The following is a 23,857-nucleotide window of genomic DNA, read 5'->3' as shown; positions in this document are numbered from 1 at the left end:
GCTGCGAATCTTAAACTAAAAAGTTGATTGCCTTGACAGCGTTTTCACCACTTGGTAAAATGTAAGCAATTACAGTTGTTGAAAGTGAGGGAAGTATCTAGAAAAAACATTATTGTTAGTTGCTCTGTTCAATTATAAGGAGGAAAATTAATGAAGAAATCATTAAGAAAAGTAGTTGTTTCTTTTGTTACTGCTTTGACTTTAGGTTCCGCTGTATCACCTTTAATGGCTTCAGCACAAGATGAAATTGTTGGAGACTTAGTTCCAGAATATAAGGCTACTTATTTAGGAGACCCTACTTCACTGGACTATACATTCTCTATGCGTGACTCCAACACTAGTCACACAGTTAACTTTATCGATGGATTGTATGAAAACGATCAATTCGGTAACTACATTCCATCAGTTGCAGAATCTCATGAAGTTTCTGAAGATGGATTAGTTTACACATATAAAATCCGTCCAGGTATCATGTGGTATGATAACAATGGTAACGAAGTGGCTGAAACAACAGCGCATGACTTTGTAACTGGATTGAAACATGCGGTTGATGTTCAATCAGAAATGTTACCTATTGTACAATCATCTATTAAGGGTCTTAACGACTATGTAAATGGTAAAATTACTGATTTTGAAGAGGTTGGGGTTAAGGCCATTGATGATTATACCCTAGAATATACTCTTGAAGAGCCAGAACCATATTTTAACTCAAAAACAACTTATGGTATCTTATATCCAATCAATCAGGAGTTTTTAGATTCTGTTGGAGATGATTTCGGTTCATTAACTCCAGATTCAATTTTATACAATGGAGCTTTCTTACTTTCTAACTTAACTGCTAAATCAGAAATTGAATATACTAAGAACGAAAACTATTGGGACGCTGATAATGTATTCTTAGATACAGTTCAATATACATACAATGATGGTTCTGACCCGGAAGTATTCTATCGTTTATACAAAGATGGAGCTGTTTCTTACTTCTTAGTAAATCCTACTTTACCAATCTATGACGATGTTAAAGAAGAATTTGATGGTTATATCACACAACAACAACGTACTGGATCTGCATTCTTATTACAGTTTAACTTAAATCGCTTGAAGCATGAAGCAACTGGTAAAACTACTGATAAACAACACGAAGACACACATCAAGCAGTTTTAAATAAAGCTTTCCGTCAAGCTATTATGTTTGCTTTTGATAAGCATACTTACATGACTCAAAAATTTGGTGAAGAATTTGCGGACACTGATATCCGTAACTTATTAGTTGCTCCAGAATTTGTTATGTTAGATGATGAGTCATTTGGAGAAGCAGTAGCACGCCATCTCGAAGAAATGAACCCAGAACTTTATGAGGGAATTAACTTAGAAGATGGACAAGATGCATTCTTCAATCCAGAAAAAGCTCAGAAATTATTGGAACAAGCAAAATCTGAATTAGAGGGTGTAGATTACCCAATTCAATTAGATATTCCAGTTTTAGAAACAGTTCCTCAGGCTGTTAATACAGCTAAATCTTTAAAAGCTTCTCTAGAAGATGTTTTAGGTTCTGAAAATGTTGTAGTTAATCCAGTACTTCTAAATCAAGATACATACTTGAATGCTACATTTAATGCTACTGTAGCAGCTGAAGTTGACTATGACTTCACCAATGAATCTGGTTGGATTCCTGACTATTTAGACCCATCTACTTTCTTAGATATTTATTTACCTACTAATGGTACTTTCTTAGTTCCAATTGGTTTCGACCCAATTCTTAAAGAAGGCCAAGAAGATCCATATGCAGAAGCGCGCGAAGCTTCAGGTTTATATGAATATGCTGAATTAGTAAACGCAGCTGACGCTATTAATGATGACTTAAATGCTCGTTATGACGCTTATGCTAAGGCACAAGCTTGGTTGACTGATGCTGCAATCGCAATTCCATTTAACACTTTAGGATCAAATCTACGTGTTACAAATGTTGTTCCTTTCTCTGGTCCTTACTCATTTGCTGGTACTGGTCAACGTAGATTCAAATTCGTAAAAGTTCAATCTGAACCTGTTTCGTTTGAACAATGGCAAGCAGCTTATGATAATTGGTCAGCTAACAAATTAGACGGATCAAGTATCTCAAGTGAAATTAGTGGAAGTGATACTGATGAGTCTGCTTCTGAAGAAGAAATGATGGAAGAATCAGCTGAAGAAACTGAAGAAGAATCAGCTGATGAAACTCAAGAAGATTCAGCTGAAGAAACTGAAGAAGCGGCTGAATAGTCAAAAAAATGTAATCTTAGATGAAAAAGGCTGAGAAATTGGCCTTTTTCATTTATTATAGGAGGATTCAAATGAAAAAATACTTATTCAAACGAATTCTTCGGTCACTTTTTTCGATTTTTATGGTTACTACTTTAGTGTATTTAGCCATTTTTTCACTGGTGCCGAGAAATTCAATCTTCAAAGATGACCCTGCAATTGCTAAATTAAAATCACAACCTGATCAACTTTTAGAATATCAAAATAGCGCTTTTGACCGAATGGGTTACATAAATTATTTAAATCAACGTGACTTTCAAGAGGAAGTTCAAAAAGACTTTCCAGAATTTACAAATCAAGAAAGTCCTGAGAATCAAGCAATTATTGACAAATGGCAAGAACAAAACCGAAATTGGGAAGTAGGTCAACTTCCGATAAGCGGAGGCTATTTTGCTACCGATGAAGTTTCAATCGGTGCAAGGGTCTTGAATTTTTATACAAATCTGATTGAGGTTGATCACCCTTGGCGTATTAAGGATCCAGAAAATCCTGATCTAGAACGTGGATATAAAATTACTAACGACGCAACAGCTGGTTGGGCATTAACCGCTTCAGGTACAAAATACTATTATCAAATTTATTTCAATAATAAATTCCCTTTTATACACCAGAATATCCTTAAAATCAATTTAGGTGTTTCTTATCCAACGTTTGCTGGAAAACCTGTTGTTGATGTTATTACAAACAAACAAGGTCGTTCAGTAACAGAAGAAATTACAATGCCAGATGGTAAAAAGTTTAAATCAGCAATTAATCCATATACACGTTATTATAAACCAACTAATGAGCTTTCTTTAACAGAAAAGCGTATGTTTGAAGGATCTAATTATGCTGGTGCAGATTCAAATAATGAAGATCCATCTATGATGATGATTTCCTTTAGAAATGGTATCGCATCAATTACTTTAATGTATATCATTGCTATTCCAATGGCAATGGCTATGGCAAGATACAAAGGTCAGTGGGTAGATAAGTTAGGAACGGCAATTATCACATTATTGATTTCTGTTCCTTCAGTTGCTTTCATTTTCTTTGGTCGTTATGTTGGTAATAAATTCTTCGGATTACCAGATATATTCCCGATTTTTGGACCAGGAAATATTAAATCCTACATAATGCCAGTTATTGTTTTAGCTTTACTAGCCCTATCTGGTTCAGTAATGTGGATTCGACGCTATATGGTAGACCAGCAGTCATCTGATTACGTTAAATTTGCTAAGGCAAAAGGTTTAACTCAATCGGAAATATCCCGCAAACATATATTTAGAAATGCAATTATCCCAATTGTGAATGGTGTTCCTGGAGCAATTATTTTCTCAATTGCTGGAGCGACAATCACTGAACAAGTATTTGCTATTCCTGGAATGGGTAAAATGTTGCCAGATGCAATTCTTTCACATAATAATCCAATTACCGTGGGCTTAATCTTTATATTCTCAGTTTTAGGGGTTATCTCAATCATGTTAGGTGATATCGCGATGACTCTTGTGGATCCACGTATCCGCCTAGAAGTGAAGGAGGATAAATAATGGAAGTACAACCAAATATTAATGATGCTTCTTTTCATTTCGTAGAAACAAATGAAAAAGAAGCTGAAAAAATTGATTCACCAAAGTACTCTTATTGGCAATCAGTTTGGAGAACTTTTGGTAAGAATAAAGTAGCTATCTTTTTCTTGATTCTAATGTTAGCAATCATCTTAATGTCATTTATTCAACCTATTTTTTCTGGTTATGATCCAATGGATACTGCTAATATTAATGATTTATCAGCTCGTTACATTGAACCGAATGCAGAGCATTGGTTCGGTACTGATGCTAATGGACAATCACTATTTGATGCTACTTGGTCTGGTGCAAAAACATCAATCTCGATAACAGTTTTAGCGACTTTAGTCACTATAACGGTTGGAGTAATAGTTGGTGCGTTCTGGGGAATGTCACAAAAAATAGACGTTTTTATGCTAGAAGTTTATAATATTTTTGCTAATATTCCACCACTATTAATTATTATGGTCTTAGCTTATTCTTTAGGAAATGGCTTTTGGAATTTACTATTTGCAATGACTTTAACTTCTTGGATTTTTACGGCTTACTTTATTCGTGTACAAGTAATGATTATGCGTGATCGGGAGTATAATTTAGCGTCAAAAACGCTTGGGACACCAGCAAGACGAATGATTTTTAAAAACATTTTGCCGTATTTAACATCAATTATAACTACTGATGTTTCTAGGGTTTTACCAGGATTTATTGCGACAGAAACGTTCTTATCCTTTATTGGGGTTGGATTATCAGCTGATATTGTTTCTTTAGGTGGATTAATTCAGAAGTATTCCACTAACATCGCTTCAAAACCTTATTTATTCTGGATTCCTGTATCTGTTCTTGCTTTGATTTCAGTTTCTCTTTACATTGTGGGTCAAGCATTAGCTGATGCAACTGACCCTAAGAATCACATATAGGAGGCAATTGAAATGACAGAAAAGAAAAAGATATTAGAAATAAAAGATCTGGTTGTTAAATTTCAGGTTCGTGACTCTGAATTGACTGCTATTCGTGGTATCGACTTAGATCTTTATGAAGGAGAGGTTCTTGCTTTAGTAGGAGAATCTGGATCTGGAAAATCTGTTTTGACTAAAACTTTTACAGGAATGCTTGAAAAAAATGGTAGTATTCCTGAGGGTCAAGTTATATATAAAGGCGATGAATTACAAAACTTTACTTCAGACAAACAATGGTTAAAATACCGTGGTAAAGAAATGGCGACAATTTTCCAAGACCCAATGACTTCGTTAAACCCAGTATTAACAATAGGTACTCAAATAACCGAAGTAATTACAAAACATCGCAATGTTTCGCAAAAAGAAGCAAAAGAAATAGCAATTGATTTAATGGAAAGAGTTGGTATTCGAGATTCTGCAAAACGTTTTGATGATTATCCGTTTGAATATTCAGGCGGAATGCGTCAACGTATTGTTATCGCTATTGCCTTAGCTTGTCGTCCGAAAGTTTTAATTTGTGACGAACCAACAACTGCTTTAGATGTAACGATTCAAGCTCAAATACTAAGATTGTTAAAAGATTTGCAAAAAGAGTATGATTTTACAACGATCTTTATTACTCATGATTTGGGTGTAGTAGCGCAAATTGCAGATCGTGTTGCAGTTATGTATGCCGGTCAAGTAATTGAAACTGGAACTGTAGAAGATATTTTCTATGATCCAAGACATCCATATACATGGGCACTTTTATCATCATTACCACAATTATCTAATCCGGAAGAAGATCTATTCTCAATTGCAGGAACACCACCTTCTCTTTACACTAAGATTGAAGGTGATGCCTTTGCTCCACGTAGTCCTTATGCAATGAAAATTGATTATGAAGCTGAACCACCTATGTTTAAAGTTTCGGATACTCACTATGCAAAAACATGGTTATTAGATCCTCGAGCACCGGAAGCTGAAAAACCATCTGTTATTCACAATCTTCATGAGAAATTGAAGAAAGTACACGGAGCAGATGCAGCTCTTAGAGAGGAGTTAGCAAATGGAGAAAAATAGAGAAAAATTAGTTGAAGTAAACGATCTTGAGATTACTTTTGGAGAAGGTAAAGACAAGTTTGTTGCTGTAAAAGATGCAACCTTTCATGTATTCAAAGGTGAGACTCTTTCCCTAGTAGGTGAATCTGGTTCTGGAAAAACGACTATTGGTCGAGCTATTAACGGGATAAATAAGACTTCTGGAGGAGAAATTCTTTTTAAGGGTAAACGCATTAATACTAAGTTATCAGAAAAAGAACGTAAAGAACTTATTGAAAGTATTCAAATGGTTTTCCAAGATCCATCTGCCTCTTTAAATGATCGTGCAACAGTTGAGTATATTATCTCAGAAGGACTTTATAACTTTAATTTATTTAAAGATGAAGAAGATCGATTACAAAAAGTTGAGAATATGCTTAAAGAAGTTGGGCTATTATCTGAGCATATGTACCGTTATCCTCATGAGTTCTCAGGCGGACAACGTCAACGTATTGGGATTGCTCGTGCTTTGATTATGGAGCCAGAATTAGTTATTGCTGATGAGCCTATTTCATCACTTGATGTATCTGTTCGGGATCAAGTTCTTAACTTATTGCGTAAATTCCAGCGCGAAAAAGGTTTAACTTACATCTTTATCGCTCACGATTTATCTGTAGTAAGATATATTTCAGATCGTATTGCTGTAATTCGTAATGGACGTATCTTGGAAGTTGCTGAAACTGAAGAATTATTCCGCAATCCAATTCATCCATATACTCAAGCACTATTATCCGCTGTTCCAATTCCTGATCCAGAATTAGCGCGTAAAGTTAAGCTTAAAGTTTATGATCCTGATATGCATGATTATTCATCAGATTTACCAAAAATTCGCGAAGTATTACCAGAACACTATGTTTATTGTAATGAAGCTGAATTAGCTGAGTATAAAAAAATGTATCATTAATCATTTAGCCGAGACATGTGTCTTGGCTTTTCTTTTAAATTTATTTGATGTAAAATTAATGTATTATTTAGGAAAGAGGTAGAAAAATGTTACCACAAACAGGAGAAATGGCTACATGGTTTTTAATTGTAATTGCAGTGGTTGCCTTAATTGGTGGTCTTGCAATGATATATGATGGCAAAAAGAAAAAATAATACCCTGACTTACATACACCCTAGACACCTTGTATTGGTTGAGGTGTCTTTTATTAAGCACTTTTCTTGAGTGAAAAGGCTTTATCTGTTAATATTTAACTATTAAGAAGGTCTTTAAATGAATTCTTCTTAAAAAAGATTTAAGGAGTGGAAAAAATATGGCCAAATTAAAAACAGTTATCGGTATGGTTGCAGGCCTTGCAGGAGCCTATGCGGTAGTTAATTATCTATACCCTGAAAAAACAGAGGAATATCGAAAGAAATTATCAGAATCGAGTGTGGAAGCGCGCGACCAATTGGCTGCTTATAAGGAGCTTGCTCTTAAAAAAGGACAAGAGTTATCTGATGTTGCTGCTTTAGCAAGTGAAGATGCTAAGGTATCTTTTTCAGAAACAGCGGAGGAGCTAAGATCTTCTCTTACAAACTTGAAAGATCAATTATTTAGTTCAATTGAAGAAACTCAGCATTCTCTTGCTAATCAGAATGATGATTCTGATTTTAAAGAAGTTTTAGCTCATTCAGCTAACGAATTAAAAGCAGAAATTGGGCAATCATTTGAAGAAATCCTTGAAAGTTTCACTAATTTGAAACACGATATAGAAGATACTACAGATACCGCCATTGAGTTATCTAAAGAAGTTACTGCTGAATAAACCTATATAAATTAAAAGGGTTAGCTTTTAAAGCTAACCCTTTTCTTATTTTTTTATGAGAATATGATTAAATGGGCCTTTATGAAGCTTTATATTTGAATTTTTACACATAAGCTAGTATGCTTAGGATAAGGAGAGTTTTATAAGAGCTATTTGTCAATGCAATTATTATATAGTAACTATCACTACTATAAAGATAAATAGTGCTTTAAAACACCTTGTGTGTTAAAACTTTAAGAAAGAGGGATTTATATGAATAATGAACTAGATAAGCAGAATGTTGAGTCTACTGTTGGGGGACAAGGTAAAGTTGTAGTAAAGGATTCTACTAAGGATTATGACAACCACGCTCATACTTCACATCATGATCATCGATTAGGACATCTTCATGGACGCCATCATCGTATAGGAGAAAACTTATCATGGCGTGCCGTTTTAGCTGGTTTAGTTACTTTCGTTGCTTTAAGCATGTTGTTCTCTTTAATTGGGGCAGCTATCGGACTTGGAGTTACAGATTTAACCGCTGCTGATCCTTTAGATGGTGTTGGAATGGGCTTAATTATATGGACAATCGTTTCATTGGTATTAAGTTTAGCTGGTGGTGGATTTATCGCTGGTTATACAGCACACCGTGCGGGTATGGTTCATGGTTTCTTAACATGGGCTACAGGTTTAATAGTAGCTGTAGTATTGGCTTCATCAGCAGTGACGGGAACTTTCAATACAATTGGAGCTATGTTTGGTGCAACAACTAGTACTGTTGGAGATGCAGTAGGAAATGTTTCAGAAACTGCAGGTAATTTAACCGAAGAGGCATTTAATGCTGTAGCAGAAAATCTACAGCTCGATACATCCAACTTAGACCAAGAAGTACAAGATGTATTGGAAGATACTGAAATTGAGCAATTACAACCAGATTATTTACAAAATCAATTAGATGATACTGTAACTGATATTCAAAATGCAGCTAAGAGTGTCGTAGTTGATGGTAAGCCTGTCGATGAAGCGATGAATGAAGTTTACGCCAATATCGAAGATCGTATGGCTGCAATTGATGAAGGTTTAGATGAAGATGCTTTATCAAATGCAATTGATGAAAATACTGATTTAAATGATGAAGAAGCTGAAGAAGCAACTACTAACATCATGGAATCATATGAAGAAGCTCAAGCACAAGCTAAAGATTTATTAGCTAATGCTGAAACAGAAATCAATCGTCTTGAGAATGATGCAAAAGAAGCTATCGATGAAGGTGTCGAAACTACTAACGATGTCATGAATGAAGCTTCTAAATATTCAATCTACGCTTTCATTGGAGCAGTTTTAGGTTTAGTAATTTCTGCCTATGCTGGTAAAATGGGTGCAGAAAGAGAATTAGAGCAAGATAAAGTTGTAATTAAATAATCTAACTGGTAAATTCAAATTCAATAAATATATAAAGAGTCTACTGAAATTACAGTAGACTCTTTTATTCATTTATTTAACAATATGTAAGTTTAAAATCTTAAATTTTTTAATTATTTGGATAATTAAAAGATGAACAAGTGAAGAGTAGGTTCATTTTTAATACCAATTAACTTATTGAATCAATATATAAATAAAAGTAAAACAATTACGACTAAGCATAAAAGCGACATTTATATTGCAGAATATTCTATTGACTTAAAAGCGCGAATATGTTGATTATAATCGGTGATTATAAATTAAGACACCAAGAAACTATGGGTGCTTTAGATACTGGTTTATTTGCCCGTTGTGCTGTAGCAAGTGTTACAAGCTAAATACCTATTATGCACTGGACGACATCTTCGCTTGTCTCAAGTGTAAAGGATTTATAAATACCTATTAAATAGAAACTACAAAGATTGTGGTTATTATATTGACTTAGTTTACAAGGAAGATAGGAAAGTAGACCCTAGCTTTGATGATAGTGGCTTGGATATTTATATGCCAGATAAACCAAACTAGAATAAATGTTTTCAGATTAAAATGTAGGTGAGGTGTTTGAAAGTAGGAGAATGACCATCGCTTAATAGTGGTGGTTATTTTTTTATATTTCTTATATTTATACTATACTATTATTAAAAGAAAATCTTGTCGCTATGTATTTTAATTGGATGCAAAATTTCAAGTAAGTATAAATCTATCAATGGAGGTCTATTATGAAAAATCAATCTTATTATTATCGATGGTTTTTGTATTGTCGGCTTGTGGGAATTCAAAAAATCTTGCCGATAATGATGAAACTACTGAAGAACCATTTGAAGTAACTACAACCATTGAGTTGAAGGATATGGAATCTAAAGCAAAAGAACTCTTTGGAGATGATATTCGTTTTGAAATAAACGAAGGAGTCTCAACTAATGATATTGCTGAACCTCACACAGAGTATAGAATTACGTTGACGGATTTTTCTATCGCAGAAGCAAACGATCGCATTAAAAGTGGTCAAGGAACAGAAGAGGATCAAGATAAAATACGTGACCTCCGAGAAAAGACTAAAGAATTAGTACAAGACTTAGACAATAATTCAGATGCAGTTGTTACTGATTACATTACTGAAGTTGATACCATTTACCTATTGGCATATAGCCAGAAAAATAATGACATTATTTCAATTGAAGAATAAAAACAGTCACCGCCTGCCGACCATAGCTAAATGATGACTGTTTGATAAATCAAAAAGAACATTATTTTATGCCATTTGATGAAAGTACAGCTACGGTTAATCTGCAAAGTAGTGATAACTTACACTAATAACCTACTTCACCAGAAAGAACGTATGTCCGTATAATTGTTCTTAAGGAAGTGATTATATGGGCGTAGATCGTTCTTATTTAAAATCAAAAGCAGCACGGGAGTATCAAGACCGGAAGATGGCCAAGTGAATGGGCTTCTTCTTATCTGAGCACACAGCGACGCTCAAGAAAGAATACAACACGGGAGAGGACGTTTACAAGCGTCAAAGCCCGCAGTAAAAGCTTATGCTGCTCAATTAGGCTTACGTTCAAAAGCTAGAGATAAGGTTTACTTACCTCGATTCTAAAAAGAAAACGTCTTTCATTGATGGAGTGATTGATATCTTTGATTTTGACAAGATAGCAGTCAAGGCTCAAGGTGATTACTTATATATTCTAATTGATGACCTTATTCGCGTCGATATGGTGGAATAAATACTAATAACCCTCTTACTCTTAAAAGAGTAGGGGGATTTTTAGTTTTAGTGAGATTTAAAAAGTCTCACGAAAAGTCACACGTTCTGATTCAGAAAATTCGATATCAAACAAAATAACCACCCTTAGAAACGCCTTAATATCAAGGTTTCTAGTGGTGGTTATAATTATCTGATATATGAAATGGAGACGATCGGTCTCGAACCGACGACCTCTACAATGCCATTGTAGCGCTCTCCCAACTGAGCTACGCCCCCCATACAAAGATATAAATGTATTCTATCCAATTCTAACATTTAAGTCAATATGTTACTTACTTTTAATCAATATATTTAACTAAAAATTACAAAAGAAGAGAAGGTAGAGTACCTTCTCTTCTTTTGACTTTAAATCTTATTTTAATTTAATTGTGAAAGTATCGCTGACAATTTCTGTTGGTTTTTTATTTCCATCGTAAATGGATAAACTATTTTTATCTTTAATTGTGTCGCCCATTTCTGTAAATAATAATCTGGCTTTAACTTCGTCCATCTTTAATAAATCTTCCTGAGTGAATTCAGCCTCATAATTTTTGAAGTCAAAAGTACTTTCAACTGTTTTATTATCCGGACTAGACACGGTAACAGATTCATAAAAAGTAATTTTACGACCTTTTTTATCTTCAAGTTCTAACTCATAAAATCCTCGAGGGTTGGAATCATTAATTTCTTCTTTAAAAACAAAATTTGTGGCATAGGGATGGAGTCGGATTTGCGTTAGCCGTAATTCGCCCCTATCAGTTTCTATGATTTGATCTTTCTCGAGGTAAAGGGAGTCTCCAGATAAGGCTTCAGGATCTCCTTGGAAAGTAAATCGTGCGCTTTCCTGACTAATAACTTTTTTATTCCAAGGATCAAACCAACCAGTCAGTTGAAATACAATCTCATTTTGCTTTTCTAATTTAATTGGTTTATCAAAAGTATAAGTAGTAACATTATTGAGAACATGACCTTGCACCTTTCCTGTACCACCACTATATGAAGAGATACTTGCTTCTTCGCCATTGATTAGTAATTGTTGATTAATTTCTATTGGAGGGTTTTCAACAGTTAAATCGTCACCTTCAAGTAAATAATTGATCGTCATTGATTTTTGATCTAGGATAAGATCAATGACTTTGACTGTGTAGTCGCCTATTTTAGCTGTTTGATTGATGGAAAATGTCTTCCCTTGGTAGGATAGACCTAGGGACTGGCCCATTGAAAAACTGATCTCATCCACTAATTTAATAGTTAAGGCATGGATAGATCCTCCAAGTGGACTGATCATTAGTAAAAAAGAAGCAGTAATAATAGCAAGAGTAGAGTTGAACGCTACTGGTTTATGATTGGAAGGATCCAATTTACGAAAGTTATGCCAAAGATTTTTTTTGGTTTGCACATCCAACTCTAATTCTTGATAATCATTCATCTCGACTTCGGTATCATTTAATAAATCATAAATATTTGTCATAATTAAATTCCTTTCTTAATTTTTTTCTAGCACGTGACAAATGTTGGTAAATAGTATTTTTATTTGTATCTAAGTCTTGAGCGACTTCATCTGTCGTTAAACCTTGGAAAAATAATTTAATAAATATTTTTTGATCTTGAGGAGAAAGTGCTTGTATCATTTGATTCACATCTTCTCTTAGAATAAATCCGTCGATAGTATCTTCTTGTTCTGAGATAATCTCTTCATTTATTGTTAAGTTAGAGTAGTCTTGCTGATTTTTCCTTACTAAATTCAAAGCGCGATAGCGAGCAATTGCCATTATCCAGTTCTTAAAGGTTGATCTTTTGGGATCAAACTGTTCAATATTTTTCCAAACGGCTAGAAGAACATCATTAAAACATTCCTCATGATAAGCAGAATAACCTTGTGAGTGTTTTCGAATAACAGCATATAAAAGACCGCCATATTTCTCAATCAGATAGCGAATGCCTTTTTCGTTTCTCTTTCTAATTAGTTTTATAATTTTATTATCTAAGTCCAAAGTATTTCCTCCTTTCTTATCCTTAATACACCAAAAGAAATCATTTTCTGACATTTATTAATAAAATAAATTTTTACTTTCATTTTAGAATAATTTAATATTATAAGAAACTTTTGTCATAATATTCCTAAAAGAGAAAATGTTGGCTAGATTCAAATAAAAAAGAGCAAGCTTAAGATAAATCAAGCTTGCTCTTTTTATAATTAACTTTTAATTATTATTCTGCTTCAGTTTCTTCAGTTTCTTCAGCTTCTTCAGCAGTTTCTTCTTCTGTTTCGTCTTCAGCTTTTTCAGCGTCAGCATCTTCATTAGAAGTCATTTCTTCACCTGGTTTTTCAGGAACAACGATATCTCCATCAATGATTTGTTGTTTATAATCTTCAACGGCTTTCTTAACTTCGTCAGTTAAGAATTCAGTTGTAAGGTCTACACCACCGTCAGCTAAACCTAATGTTTGAACTCCACCTTCAAAACCATCAGCTTGTGTTTTTTCAGTAAATGCTTTCACTGATTCACCAACTTGTTTTAAAGTAGAAGTTAAAGTTAAGTGACGTTCTTCACCATCAATTTCAATTAAACCTTCAGCGTCTTGGTCTAAGTCTACACCAATGACATATAATTCTTGAGAAGGATCATTTGATACACGGTCTTTAGCTTCTGAGAAGACTCCTTGACCAGTTCCACCCGCAGCGTGATAAATGATGTCAGCGCCACTAGAGTAGATTGAAGCTGCTAATTGCTTTCCTTTAGGAGCATCTGCAAAGTGACCAGCGTATTCGATTGAGATTTCGATATCAGGGTTAACTGTTTTAGCACCTGCTACGAATCCAGCTTCGAAACGGTCAATTACTTCAGACTCAACTCCACCGATGAAACCGATGTGGTCTGTCTTAGTAGTCATAGCTGCTGCAACACCTGCTAAGAAAGCTGCTTCATTATCTTTAAAGGTAATAGAAGCTACGTTATCTTGTTCAACCACAGAGTCTACAATAACAAAGTTAGCGTCTGGATTTTGTCCTGCTGCTTCATCAATAGCGGGTTGTAATTTATAACCAATACCAAAGATAAGGTTTGATCCACCTTGGATAGCCGTATTGATGTTTGTTACATAATCTGAATCTGATTTAGATTCAAGATAGAAGAATCCACCAGGACCTTCTTCTAATTCATTTTCTTCACCATAAGCTTGTAAACCTTCCCAAGCTGATTGGTTGAAAGATTTGTCGTCCACTCCACCAACGTCTGTGATAATAACTGGTGAAATTTGGCCTTGAGCTGCAACTGATGCTGCGGGTAAAGTAGCTGCACCAAGTGCTAAAGCAGCTGCCGATAATGTAAATAATTTTTTCATAGAATACCTCCATTTGTTTTAACTATAATATACCTTTATAAGGTCGATAAAGCAAGCGTTTCCTTTATTAGTTAATAATTTATTATAATATATATAAGCCTCCAATTCGGAAATAATCCGAATTAGAGGCTTATATGTTTAATTAGTTTTTCATTTGATACTGAACCGCAATTTCTGCACCTAATTTAGCATTATTATAAACCAATTGAATATTAGTTTCTAATGAGCGACCTTCAGTCAATTCAACAATTTTTGCTAATAAGAAAGGGGTAGATTCCTTACCATGGACGCCAGCTTCTTTTTCTTCAGCTAGAGCTTGATCAATAATAGCATTGATTTCATCATTAGGGATTTCATGTTCCTTAGGAATAGGGTTTGCAATCAATAAGCCGGCTTTTAAATCTAATTGGTCGGCAGCCATCATCCTTTGAGCAATTTCTTCTGCAGAATCAGCGCGACTCGTTAAACGGTAAGGTGAGGTGGAAGAATAAAAGGCTGGAAGATAATCAGTCTGATAACCAGTAACGGGAACACCTTTAGTTTCTAAGTATTCCAAGGTTCTTGGTAAGTCCAAAATAGCTTTAGCGCCAGCACATACTACTGTGACAGGGGTTTGTGCTAATTCTTCAAGGTCAGCAGATACATCCATGTGGTCAGTGTATCCACGGTGAACCCCACCAATACCGCCTGTTACAAATACTTTAATACCAGCTAGGTGCGCACCAATCATGGTTGTAGCTACTGTCGTTGCACCTAATTGTTTATTGGCAATTACTTCGGCTAAGTCTCTTCTGGATACTTTAGCTACATTTTTTGCTGTAGCTAAGATTTCCAAGTCTTCTTCTTCTAGACCAATTTTAAATTGGCCATTCATAATGGCAATGGTTGCTGGTACGGCTCCGTGATCACGAATAATTTGTTCAGTTTGTTGTGCCATTTTAACGTTTTGTGGATAGGGCATTCCGTGAGAAATGATCGTAGATTCTAAAGCCACAATCGGTTTTTGTTGAATAATTGCTGCTTGAACTTCTTGAGAGATAGATAGTAGGGGATGACTCATAGCGTTACTAGTTTCTTTATTATAAATTTGATTCATTGTTATATTCCTCTTTCTTTTAATTTATTTGACAATTTCCGATCATTTGGCGTTCTTCTTCAATCAGCTGAGCATTAAGATTTTTTCTAACCGTGGAAGGAGATTGTACAGTGTAATAAGAGTTAGTGATACCATAGTGAATGGCTTCACTTGGAGCGTATTCTTTTTTGAGACCATATATTAATCCTGCTACAAAGGAATCGCCAGCCCCTGTTACATCCACTAACCTAGGGTTATTAGGAGGTTGGTAGTATAAAGCCTCTTTCGTTTGATTCAAATACAGTAATGGTTTAGTACCACGAGTGATAATGACATTTTCCACTCCACGATCAATCCAAAGGTTAGCGACAGTTAAAAAATCATCCTCCGTCTTAACTTTATGATTAAAGTATTCTTCAGATTCATCCTGATTAACAATTAACCATGTGATTCCTTTTAAATTCTCTGGCAGATGGTTCATTTTTGGTCCAGAAACGGGAATAACCAGCAGAGGTATTTGTTGCTTTCTCGCTAAATTCATGACTTGTTCAACAGCAGATTGAGTGAGATTAAGATCCATAGCAATGAATTGACAATTTTCAATTTGCAGATGGTAATTAGTAATCCATTCTGCATTCATTTGATCACAAATCTCCATATCAGCAAAGGCTACTTCCATCTGTCCTGTTTCATCGAGAATGGCAGTGTAGGAGGATGTATTGTGATTTTCTAAAGCTTTCACATGGTCTAAATTCACAAAGGGCTGGGTAACAGCCTTAATTTCTTCAAAATCAGCATCGATACCCGCTAAAGATAGTAAACTCACTGAGAGTTCCATCCTACCAAGATTTTCTGCTACATTCCGTGCCACTCCTCCAACGGTCACTGTTGAGTTAACAGGATTAGATGTGGCTTTAAGTAAAGTTGTTTTTAACTGAAAGATACGATCAATATTCATAGCCCCAATACAAAAAATATCAGCTGGTTCATTAACAATATAGGCTCTACCTTGCAAGTAGCGTTTTTGTGTAAGTGAAGACACAATATTGGCTAGAGTAGACCGATTAATGCTCAAAATTTCAGCAAGTTTGGCCTGAGTAAGAAAAGGGTCTTGTTTAATTAAATCTAAAACACGCTTTTCGTTAGAATTGAGTCCGATGATAATACCTCCTACCGACAACAATTGTCCTTATTTAAGATTCTTGTCTTAATTATACCTTTAAAATAATAGAATACAAGTCTTATTTTAGAGAAACTTGAGAAGTTTTTTGACAAGAATTATAATACAATCACTTATTTACACGATTAAAGAGAGGTGCTTAATTTTGTTAGACGACCGATATGTAATGGCAATCGATCAAGGGACGACATCCACTCGAGCAGTCATAGTAAACCACCAAGGTGAGTTTATAGCCAGTGCTCAAAAAGAATTTAAACAATTTTTTCCTCAATCTGGTTGGGTAGAACAAGACGCCAATGAGATATGGCAGTCCGTTCAATCCGTTATTTCTCAAGCTTTGATTAATGGTGATATTCAACCTAAGCAAATAGTAGCAATCGGAATCACTAATCAAAGGGAGACGACAGTCATTTGGGACCGTGAAAGCGGAGAGCCTATCTATCACGCGATTGTCTGGCAATCGCGGCAATCAAGTGAAATTTGTCAAGCGGTTAAAAAGAGTGGTTATGAAGACGTTATTAAGAAAAAGACAGGTTTACCGCTTGACCCTTATTTTTCAGCGAGTAAAATTCGCTGGATTTTAAATTGCATCCCAACTGCTCAAGTAAGAGCTGAAGCAGGTGAGGTGAGTTAGCCTTCGGTACAATAGATAGTTGGTTAATGTGGAAGTTATCAGGAGGAAGCCATCATATAACTGACTATTCAAATGCTTCACGAACCCTTTTATTTAATATTAATACACTTGAATGGGATCAAGAGCTATTAAAGATATTTAATATTCCTGCTCAAATATTACCAAAAGTAGTATCAAATTCAGAAATATACGGAAAAACAGCTACCTATCATTTTTACGGTCACGAAATACCATTAGCTGGCATGGCTGGAGATCAGCAAGCAGCACTGATAGGGCAATTAGCTTTTAAAAAAGGTCAAGTCAAATCAACCTACGGAACAGGTGCCTTTATTTTGATGAACATTGGTCACGAAATGAAGCTGTCTCAACATGCACTCGCTACTTCCATTGCTTATAAATTCCCTGATCAACCTCCGGTTTATTGTATAGAAGGGTCTATTTTCGTAGCAGGTTCAGCTATTCAATGGCTCCGGGATGGATTAGAAATGATAGGCAAATCTTCTGAATCCGAAATACTCGCTCGTCAATCTGAGAATGAGGATGAAGTATATGTGGTGCCAGCTTTCACAGGATTAGGAGCACCTTATTGGGATTCTCAAGCTAGAGGGGCGGTTTTTGGCTTGACTCGTGGGACAGACAAGACCGATTTCGTTAAAGCGACTTTACAGTCTTTAGCTTATCAAGTACGTGATATCATCGATGTGATGAAGGATGAAACCGAGGTAGTCATTCCAGAATTAAAAGTCGATGGAGGGGCTTGTAAAAACAATTACTTGATGCAATTTCAAGCAGATATTTTAAACACAGCAGTTACGCGTCTATCTAATCTGGAGTCTACTGCATTGGGAGCTGCGTTTTTAGCAGGCTTAGCGGTCGGCTATTGGTCGTCCATTGAAGAAATTCAACGATTAGTTAAACCTGCTAAAACTTTTAAACCGCAAATGTCAATAAATCGAAGTGAAAATTTATATAAAGGTTGGAGAAAGGCTGTTCAGTCGACTCAATATTTTAGTAACAATCAGAACTAGTCTACTTACCTTTAGAATAAGAAAATAATGAGAAATTAATAAGGAATTAATCATAATTGAGATTGTATTTGCTTTAAATCTGGAAGCGTTTTATAATATAGGAAATGAATTAAGGGGGAAATATAATTGGTACAAAGTTTACACGAATTTTTATCAGCGGCAATTGCAGAAAAAAAAGAAAAGAATCTCTATAACGAGATTGAGGCCTTAACTTCTGCAAACGGACCGATCATTGAAATTAATGGACAAGAACTTATCAACTTATCTTCAAACAACTATCTTGGGTTAGCAACTTCAGAACGTTTAAAAGAAGTAGCTAAAAAAACTGTTGATAAATATGGAGTAGGTGCAGGTGCGGTTCGTACAATTAATGGTACGATGGATGTCCATAATACTCTAGAAAAGAAAATTGCAGAATTTAAGAAGACAGAAGCTGCAATTGCTTTCCAATCAGGATTCAACTGTAACATGGCTGCTATTTCTGCCATCATGAACAAAGAAGATGCTATTCTTTCAGATGCTTTGAACCACGCTTCAATCATTGATGGATGTCGTTTATCACGTGCTAAAATTATTCCAGTAAAACACCAAGATATGGATGATTTACGCGCTAAGGCTAAAGAAGCAACTGAATCTGGATTATACAAAAAGGTAATGTATATTACTGACGGTGTATTCTCTATGGATGGCGACGTAGCTAAAATTCCAGAAATCGTAAAAATTGCAGAAGAATTCAACTTAATTACTTATGTGGATGATGCGCATGGTTCAGGAGTTATGGGTAAAGGTGCCGGTACAGTTAAGCACTTCGGTCTATCTGATAAGATTGACTTACAAATTGGAACGCTTTCAAAAGCGCTAGGTGTTGTGGGTGGATATGTAGCTGGTACTCAAGAATTGATAGACTGGTTAAAAGTAGCTGGACGTCCATTCCTATTCTCAACTTCTTTAACACCAGGCGATGCTGCAGCTGCTACTGAATCTATTAATATCTTAATGGAATCAACAGAATTACATGATCGTCTATGGGAAAATGGAAACTACCTTAAAGCGGAGTTAAAAGCACTAGGCTTTAATATTGGTAACTCGGAAACGCCAATTACACCGGTTATTCTAGGCGAAGAAAAATTAGCTCAAGCTTTCTCTAAACGTTTAAGAGAAGAGGGTGTTTATGCTAAATCAATCGTTTTCCCAACTGTTCCATTAGGAACAGGTCGTGTGAGAAACATGCCAACAGCTGCACATACTAAAGAAATGCTAGATCAAGCAATCGCCGTATATGAAAAAGTTGGTAAAGAATTAGGTGTAATCTAGGAGGATATCATGAAAAAAATCTTAATTACCGGATCTTTAGGGCAAATTGGATCAGAATTAGTCGTTAAGTTAAATGAACTTTATGGTGAGGAAAATGTTGTACCTACCGATATTCGTATGGTAGAAGAAAACAAAGTATGTCATCATCCTAATTTCGAAGTTCTAGATGTCTTAGATATGGACGCTTTTATTAGTGTAGCCAAGCGACACGAGGTAGACACATTAATCCATATGGCAGCTTTACTTTCTGCTGTAGCTGAAGAGAAACCTTTAGCAGCATGGGATATTAATATGCAAGGATTGATTAATGGGTTAGAAGTAGCACGCACCTTAAAATTACAATTCTTTACACCTTCTTCTATCGGAGCTTTTGGTCCAGATACTCCAAAGGTTGGAACACCTCAAGATACAATTCAACGACCAACAACCATGTATGGAGTAACTAAAGTTGCTGGTGAGTTATTATGTGACTACTACTATACTCGCTTTGGTGTAGATACACGCGGTGTGCGTTTCCCTGGTTTAATCTCTTATGTAACACCTCCAGGAGGCGGAACAACTGATTATGCAGTACAAATCTACTATGATGCCATTAAATACGGTAAGTATGTCTGCAACATTCCTCAAGGTGTTAAAATGGATATGATGTATATGCCAGACGCTATTCAAGCTATCATTGATTTAATGGAAGCAGATGCTGATAAATTAGTTCACCGTAATGCTTTCAATATTTCAGGTATGTCATTTGAGCCCGAAGAGATTGCTGCATCGATTCGTAAAGTGATGCCAGACTTTGAAATGACTTATGATGTTAATCCAACTCTAGAACGTATCGCTAAATCTTGGCCAGATGAAATGGATATTTCAGCTGCTAAGGAAGAATGGAATTTTAAAGCAGAATATGATCTGGATAAGATGACAGTTGATATGCTTGAAAAGCTAAAAGAAAAATTATAATCTAAAAAAGCGTTGGCCAATATTGCCAACGCTTTTTTTAATGTTAGCGTGGTAAATATGAAAAAATTGTGAACAAAATTAAAAAAGTTATAAACTATTATATGTATCTATAGCTTCACATTCATTATTACAAAGCTATCAATAAACTGTGTGAAAATAATCTTCTAAAAAAAATCAAAATTTTTTCCAAGCAAATTACTGGCTTAAATAAGATTTAGGTTGTATGATTAATATATACTAAAAGAACAGAGGAGCGATTTTACAATGAAAAAATCTTTTAAAAAATTAGTTTTAGTTTCAATGAGCGCTATTACTTTAGGTGCTGTAGCACCAACCCTTTCTATTTTTGCCCAAGAAGATAGTGAAACAACAGTTGATTCAATGATTGAAGATGCAATGGATGAAACAACAGTTGAAGAAGATGAAGAAGAAGTAAGTCCAATGCAAAAAGCTTTGGAAGATATCGTTCAAAAGTATCAAGAGGATTATCCTGAAGTCGGAATTAATCGTATTACTATCCAACCATTAGAAGAAGATGAAGACGAAGAAGAGGATTTATCTGTCGAAGTCGAATCAGAAATGGGAATGTCTGATGAGGAATCTGAAGAAGAAATGACCGAAGAGGAAATGTCAGATGATGAAATGACTGAAGATGAGATGTCAGATGAAGAAATGTCAGAAGACGAGATGGATGAAGTAGATCCATTTGAGATTACGATTGAAGGTACAGACGAAGAAGCGTTAGAAGATATTACTGTATCTTATGATGCTCGTACTCAAGAAGAAATTCCTGAAGACGAAGAAGAGGATATGATGACAGAAGCTGAAGACGAAATGGATGACATGGTGTCTGAGGCAGAAGATACAATGGATGATATGATGACAGAAGCTGAAGATGCAATGGACGATATGATGTCAGACGGAGAAGAGAACGAATCTGATACAGAAGAAGAAATTTCTGAAGAACCATTACCTACTATTGAGTTTGAAGATTTAGCAGGTTTTGATGAAATTAAAGAAGCTGCAGAAGAAGAAGCTGGTATGGGTGAAGCTTTAGAATTTGTTTATTACTTCAATGAAGAATCAGATCTTACTGAAGTTTCAGTTTTTGTTTATGAAAATACAGAGGAACCAACTGAAGGTAAAATGATGACTATTACTCTAGATGCTACAACTCTAGAAGTTCTTAAAGTTGAAGGTAGTGAAGATGAGGAAGCAGTAGATAGTGAAGGAAATGCAGTAACTACTCCTCAAGAGTCAAATAATGGTGGTCAAGATGTTCCTTCTAACGAAGAAAATGAAGCAACAACCACAGAAGATACTGAAGGATCAGAAGATACTGAAGGATCAGAAGATACAGAAGGGTCAGAAGATACAGAAGGATCAGAAGATACTGAAAATTCAGATGATTCTGAAAAAACAGATGATTCTGAAAAAACAGATGATTCTGAAAAAACAGATGCTGAAAAATAATTTGAGGTAAAACATTATAAAAAAAGTCCGGGCAATTGCTCGGACTTTTTTTATAGACTATAAAGTAGATTGCAAAGATCCTTCTCAAAATGTATTTCTTTTAGAAAGGGATGTTTATAAAGGATTGGCTTATTATGGACATTAAAGTAAATAGCTTGCCATCCAACGCTTAAAGACCCTTCGATGTCATTTTTCCATTCATCTCCGATATAGATAATTTCATCTTTCTCACATCCAAGTGAGCTAGTAATTTTATTAAAAATTTCAATATCAGGTTTGGAACAGGCTAAGTCTTCAGATATGAAAATTCGGTCCTCATCAAAGTATTGATTTAATTCAAGGGCTTCAATTTTGCTTCTTTGACCAGAATTGGCTCCGTTGGTCAGTAAAAAGAGTTCTACAGAACTTTCTTTAAGGTGGAGTAAGCATTCATGAAAATTTGGACGAAGCGTTAAACGATTTTTGAAATCGTTGTATAAATCAAAAAATCTTTGGGCTTGATTTAAGTTGATTTCATATTCGAAAGTTCTAAAAGCATCAATTGTTCGCTGCAATTGATAATGGCTTTTACTACAGTTGCCGGCGATAAAGGATTGGTAATGTTTTTTCGAACAATCCTGGTAGACAGGATTAAAGGATTCAAAAAGGGTGTTGCAAGGGGTTTCAGATTGAAAGGCTTCATATACCTTACGATAAACGGCATTGCGATCATAGAGTGTATCATCTAAATCAAAACCTATTGCTTTAATCAATTTTAAGCTCCTTTATAAATTTTATCTATCCAATCATAGCATAGTTATCGGCTAAATTATTCTATAATTTTCAAAAAACAAGTATAATATGTAGTAAGAGGAGTGATGGTATGAGTAAATACTATAAAACAAAGCAAATTATATTAGATAGTTCGGTAGTTGAAGAAGCCTTTCTTGAAGTCACAGATGAGGGTAAATTTGGCGAAATTGTCAGTGACTTGCCAGAAAATGTAGAGCTAATAAAAGATTATGAGAATCTGATAATTGCTCCAGGCTTAGTGGATACACATATTCATGGCTATCAAGGGTACGATATTATGGATAATGATCCAGAAGGTCTACGACATATTTCTGACCAACTGCTGACTTGCGGAGTGACATCCTTTTTACCAACAACTTTAACCGATTCGATTGAGAATTTAAATGCAGTCTGTTCGATGATTAAAAAAAATTATCAAACTTGTAAAGGAGCTAAAGTTAAAGGTATTTTCTTAGAAGGACCTTTCTTTACCGAAAAATATAAAGGCGCACAAAATCCAAAATATATGAGTGATCCCTCAATTGATGCTTTAAGCGAATGGATAGACTTGTCAGGGGGCTTAGTCAATAAAATTGCTATCGCACCAGAACGCCAAGGTGTCATTCCATTCATCGAATATGCTAAAGAACAAGGAGTACACACTGCGCTTGCACATTCAGACGCTAGTTATGACCAAGCAAAAGCTGCTGTACAAGCTGGCGCTAATATTTTTGTTCATATATATAATGGAATGTCTGGTTTACACCACCGAAATCCTGGAATGGTTGGCGCAGCACTCAGTCTTAAAGATGTCTTTGCTGAAATTATAGCTGATGGTCATCACGTTCATCCAGCTGCTATAGATATTGCTCTTAAAGCCAGGGGACTAGATGAGACAGTCTTGATTACAGACTGCATGCGGGCTGGTGGTATGGGAGAAGGTATTTCAAGCTTAGGCGAATTTGAAGTGAAAGTAAGTGAAGGTGCAGCTCGATTAGTGGATGGAGGAAACTTAGCCGGATCTATTTTAGAATTAATACAAGGTGTTCAAAATATTGTAAAATGGGATCTAGCAACAATCGATCAAGCGGTTCGGATGGCGAGTCTAAACCCTGCTCGTTCTGTTGGGATTCAATCAGAATGTGGATCAATAAGAAAAGGTTTAGCAGCTGATTTTATAGTGCTTAATCAAAAAGCTGACCTACAAGCAACATTCTTAGATGGCCAATTAAGGTATCAAGCATAATAAAAACTC

The 23,857-nt window shown here is 35.3% G+C and carries 19 protein-coding genes, 1 tRNA gene and 1 pseudogene; 14 read left to right on the top strand and 7 right to left on the bottom strand.

The window, feature by feature from the left end; genetic code table 11:
- Positions 1-150 precede the first annotated feature (150 nt).
- The 9 genes from NW240_RS04215 (at position 151) to NW240_RS04175 (ending at position 10,261) form a co-directional block, all read left to right on the top strand.
- The gene (locus NW240_RS04215; RefSeq protein WP_258436216.1) at positions 151-2,259 is read left to right on the top strand and encodes a peptide ABC transporter substrate-binding protein; all 2,109 of its coding nucleotides are present in this window, start codon (positions 151-153) and stop codon (positions 2,257-2,259) included.
- A gap of 71 nt (positions 2,260-2,330) precedes the next feature.
- On the top strand, positions 2,331-3,827 hold the full coding sequence (locus NW240_RS04210) for an ABC transporter permease (protein WP_258436215.1): 1,497 nt from the start codon (positions 2,331-2,333) through the stop codon (positions 3,825-3,827).
- Positions 3,827-4,762 carry an oligopeptide ABC transporter permease OppC gene (oppC, locus tag NW240_RS04205; RefSeq protein ID WP_258436214.1) on the top strand — a complete coding sequence of 312 codons (936 nt, stop codon included), beginning with the start codon at positions 3,827-3,829 and terminating at the stop codon, positions 4,760-4,762. The genes NW240_RS04210 and oppC overlap by 1 nt, the downstream gene beginning before the upstream one ends.
- A 12-nt stretch (positions 4,763-4,774) precedes the next feature.
- Positions 4,775-5,863, top strand: a complete 1,089-nt coding sequence (locus tag NW240_RS04200) for an ABC transporter ATP-binding protein (protein WP_258436213.1) — start codon at positions 4,775-4,777, stop codon at positions 5,861-5,863.
- Positions 5,850-6,785: an ATP-binding cassette domain-containing protein gene (locus NW240_RS04195; protein ID WP_258436212.1), complete on the top strand. Its 936-nt coding sequence runs from the start codon at positions 5,850-5,852 to the stop codon at positions 6,783-6,785. The genes NW240_RS04200 and NW240_RS04195 overlap by 14 nt, the downstream gene beginning before the upstream one ends.
- Positions 6,786-6,871: 86 nt before the next feature.
- Complete coding sequence (locus NW240_RS04190) at positions 6,872-6,979, top strand: LPXTG cell wall anchor domain-containing protein (RefSeq protein ID WP_258436210.1); 108 nt, start codon at positions 6,872-6,874, stop codon at positions 6,977-6,979.
- A 158-nt stretch (positions 6,980-7,137) separates the two neighbouring features.
- On the top strand, positions 7,138-7,632 hold the full coding sequence (locus NW240_RS04185) for a YtxH domain-containing protein (RefSeq protein ID WP_258436209.1): 495 nt from the start codon (positions 7,138-7,140) through the stop codon (positions 7,630-7,632).
- A gap of 252 nt (positions 7,633-7,884) precedes the next feature.
- On the top strand, positions 7,885-9,036 hold the full coding sequence (locus NW240_RS04180) for a TIGR04086 family membrane protein (RefSeq protein ID WP_258436208.1): 1,152 nt from the start codon (positions 7,885-7,887) through the stop codon (positions 9,034-9,036).
- A gap of 709 nt (positions 9,037-9,745) precedes the next feature.
- Entirely contained in the window at positions 9,746-10,261 is a 516-nt protein-coding gene (locus NW240_RS04175) for a hypothetical protein (protein WP_258436207.1), read from the top strand.
- A gap of 728 nt (positions 10,262-10,989) precedes the next feature.
- On the opposite strand, the gene NW240_RS04170 is transcribed toward NW240_RS04175, so the two are convergent.
- The 6 genes from NW240_RS04170 to NW240_RS04145 form a co-directional block, all read right to left on the bottom strand.
- Positions 10,990-11,062, bottom strand: a tRNA-Ala gene (locus NW240_RS04170).
- 136 nt (positions 11,063-11,198) lie between these two features.
- Positions 11,199-12,296 (bottom strand): hypothetical protein, encoded by a 1,098-nt coding sequence (locus NW240_RS04165; RefSeq protein ID WP_258436206.1) that lies wholly within the window; start codon positions 12,294-12,296, stop codon positions 11,199-11,201.
- Complete coding sequence (locus NW240_RS04160; protein WP_258436205.1) at positions 12,280-12,873, bottom strand: sigma-70 family RNA polymerase sigma factor; 594 nt, start codon at positions 12,871-12,873, stop codon at positions 12,280-12,282. Before NW240_RS04160 ends, NW240_RS04165 begins: the two co-directional genes overlap by 17 nt.
- Positions 12,874-13,036: 163 nt before the next feature.
- The gene (locus tag NW240_RS04155) at positions 13,037-14,170 is read right to left on the bottom strand and encodes a BMP family protein (protein WP_258436204.1); all 1,134 of its coding nucleotides are present in this window, start codon (positions 14,168-14,170) and stop codon (positions 13,037-13,039) included.
- A 142-nt stretch (positions 14,171-14,312) separates the two neighbouring features.
- Positions 14,313-15,230, bottom strand: a complete 918-nt coding sequence (locus NW240_RS04150) for a pseudouridine-5'-phosphate glycosidase (RefSeq protein ID WP_258436275.1) — start codon at positions 15,228-15,230, stop codon at positions 14,313-14,315.
- A 55-nt stretch (positions 15,231-15,285) separates the two neighbouring features.
- A complete protein-coding gene (locus tag NW240_RS04145; RefSeq protein WP_258436203.1) occupies positions 15,286-16,425 on the bottom strand; it encodes a PfkB family carbohydrate kinase in 1,140 nt (379 codons plus the stop codon).
- Between the two features lie 145 nt (positions 16,426-16,570).
- On the opposite strand from NW240_RS04145, the pseudogene glpK reads away from it, so the two are divergent.
- The 4 genes and pseudogenes from glpK to NW240_RS04125 all read left to right on the top strand — a co-directional run bounded on the left by glpK (position 16,571) and on the right by NW240_RS04125 (position 21,831).
- Positions 16,571-18,087: pseudogene (glpK, locus tag NW240_RS04140) on the top strand (glycerol kinase GlpK).
- A 126-nt stretch (positions 18,088-18,213) separates the two neighbouring features.
- Positions 18,214-19,401, top strand: coding sequence for a glycine C-acetyltransferase (locus NW240_RS04135; RefSeq protein WP_258436202.1), 1,188 nt, complete (start codon positions 18,214-18,216; stop codon positions 19,399-19,401).
- A gap of 9 nt (positions 19,402-19,410) precedes the next feature.
- Positions 19,411-20,358, top strand: a complete 948-nt coding sequence (locus NW240_RS04130; protein ID WP_258436200.1) for an L-threonine 3-dehydrogenase — start codon at positions 19,411-19,413, stop codon at positions 20,356-20,358.
- Positions 20,359-20,622: 264 nt separating this feature from the next.
- Positions 20,623-21,831, top strand: coding sequence for a hypothetical protein (locus tag NW240_RS04125; RefSeq protein WP_258436199.1), 1,209 nt, complete (start codon positions 20,623-20,625; stop codon positions 21,829-21,831).
- A 50-nt stretch (positions 21,832-21,881) separates the two neighbouring features.
- On the opposite strand, the gene NW240_RS04120 is transcribed toward NW240_RS04125, so the two are convergent.
- On the bottom strand, positions 21,882-22,583 hold the full coding sequence (locus NW240_RS04120) for an HAD family hydrolase (protein WP_258436198.1): 702 nt from the start codon (positions 22,581-22,583) through the stop codon (positions 21,882-21,884).
- Between the two features lie 110 nt (positions 22,584-22,693).
- Between NW240_RS04120 and nagA the strand changes: the two genes are divergently transcribed.
- Entirely contained in the window at positions 22,694-23,848 is a 1,155-nt protein-coding gene (gene nagA, locus NW240_RS04115) for an N-acetylglucosamine-6-phosphate deacetylase (RefSeq protein WP_258436197.1), read from the top strand.
- Positions 23,849-23,857 lie beyond the last annotated feature (9 nt).

Origin of the sequence: Facklamia sp. 7083-14-GEN3, assembly GCF_024742075.1 — a bacterium.
Lineage (GTDB): Bacteria > Bacillota > Bacilli > Lactobacillales > Aerococcaceae > Facklamia.
The sequence above is the reverse complement of the archived record's forward strand: the minus strand, read 5'-3'. Positions and strand labels throughout refer to the sequence as shown.

Bases quoted from the DNA above. Each gene is read 5' to 3' on its own strand.
- NW240_RS04215 (WP_258436216.1), top strand. From the start codon at position 151: ATGAAGAAATCATTAAGAAAAGTAGTTGTTTCTTTTGTTACTGCTTTG.
- NW240_RS04210 (WP_258436215.1), top strand. From the start codon at position 2,331: ATGAAAAAATACTTATTCAAACGAATTCTTCGGTCACTTTTTTCGATT.
- oppC (WP_258436214.1), top strand. From the start codon at position 3,827: ATGGAAGTACAACCAAATATTAATGATGCTTCTTTTCATTTCGTAGAA.
- NW240_RS04200 (WP_258436213.1), top strand. From the start codon at position 4,775: ATGACAGAAAAGAAAAAGATATTAGAAATAAAAGATCTGGTTGTTAAA.
- NW240_RS04195 (WP_258436212.1), top strand. From the start codon at position 5,850: ATGGAGAAAAATAGAGAAAAATTAGTTGAAGTAAACGATCTTGAGATT.
- NW240_RS04190 (WP_258436210.1), top strand. From the start codon at position 6,872: ATGTTACCACAAACAGGAGAAATGGCTACATGGTTTTTAATTGTAATT.
- NW240_RS04185 (WP_258436209.1), top strand. From the start codon at position 7,138: ATGGCCAAATTAAAAACAGTTATCGGTATGGTTGCAGGCCTTGCAGGA.
- NW240_RS04180 (WP_258436208.1), top strand. From the start codon at position 7,885: ATGAATAATGAACTAGATAAGCAGAATGTTGAGTCTACTGTTGGGGGA.
- NW240_RS04165 (WP_258436206.1), bottom strand. From the start codon at position 12,296: ATGACAAATATTTATGATTTATTAAATGATACCGAAGTCGAGATGAAT.
- NW240_RS04160 (WP_258436205.1), bottom strand. From the start codon at position 12,873: ATGTCAGAAAATGATTTCTTTTGGTGTATTAAGGATAAGAAAGGAGGA.
- NW240_RS04155 (WP_258436204.1), bottom strand. From the start codon at position 14,170: ATGAAAAAATTATTTACATTATCGGCAGCTGCTTTAGCACTTGGTGCA.
- NW240_RS04150 (WP_258436275.1), bottom strand. From the start codon at position 15,230: ATGAGTCATCCCCTACTATCTATCTCTCAAGAAGTTCAAGCAGCAATT.
- NW240_RS04130 (WP_258436200.1), top strand. From the start codon at position 19,411: ATGAAAAAAATCTTAATTACCGGATCTTTAGGGCAAATTGGATCAGAA.
- NW240_RS04125 (WP_258436199.1), top strand. From the start codon at position 20,623: ATGAAAAAATCTTTTAAAAAATTAGTTTTAGTTTCAATGAGCGCTATT.
- nagA (WP_258436197.1), top strand. From the start codon at position 22,694: ATGAGTAAATACTATAAAACAAAGCAAATTATATTAGATAGTTCGGTA.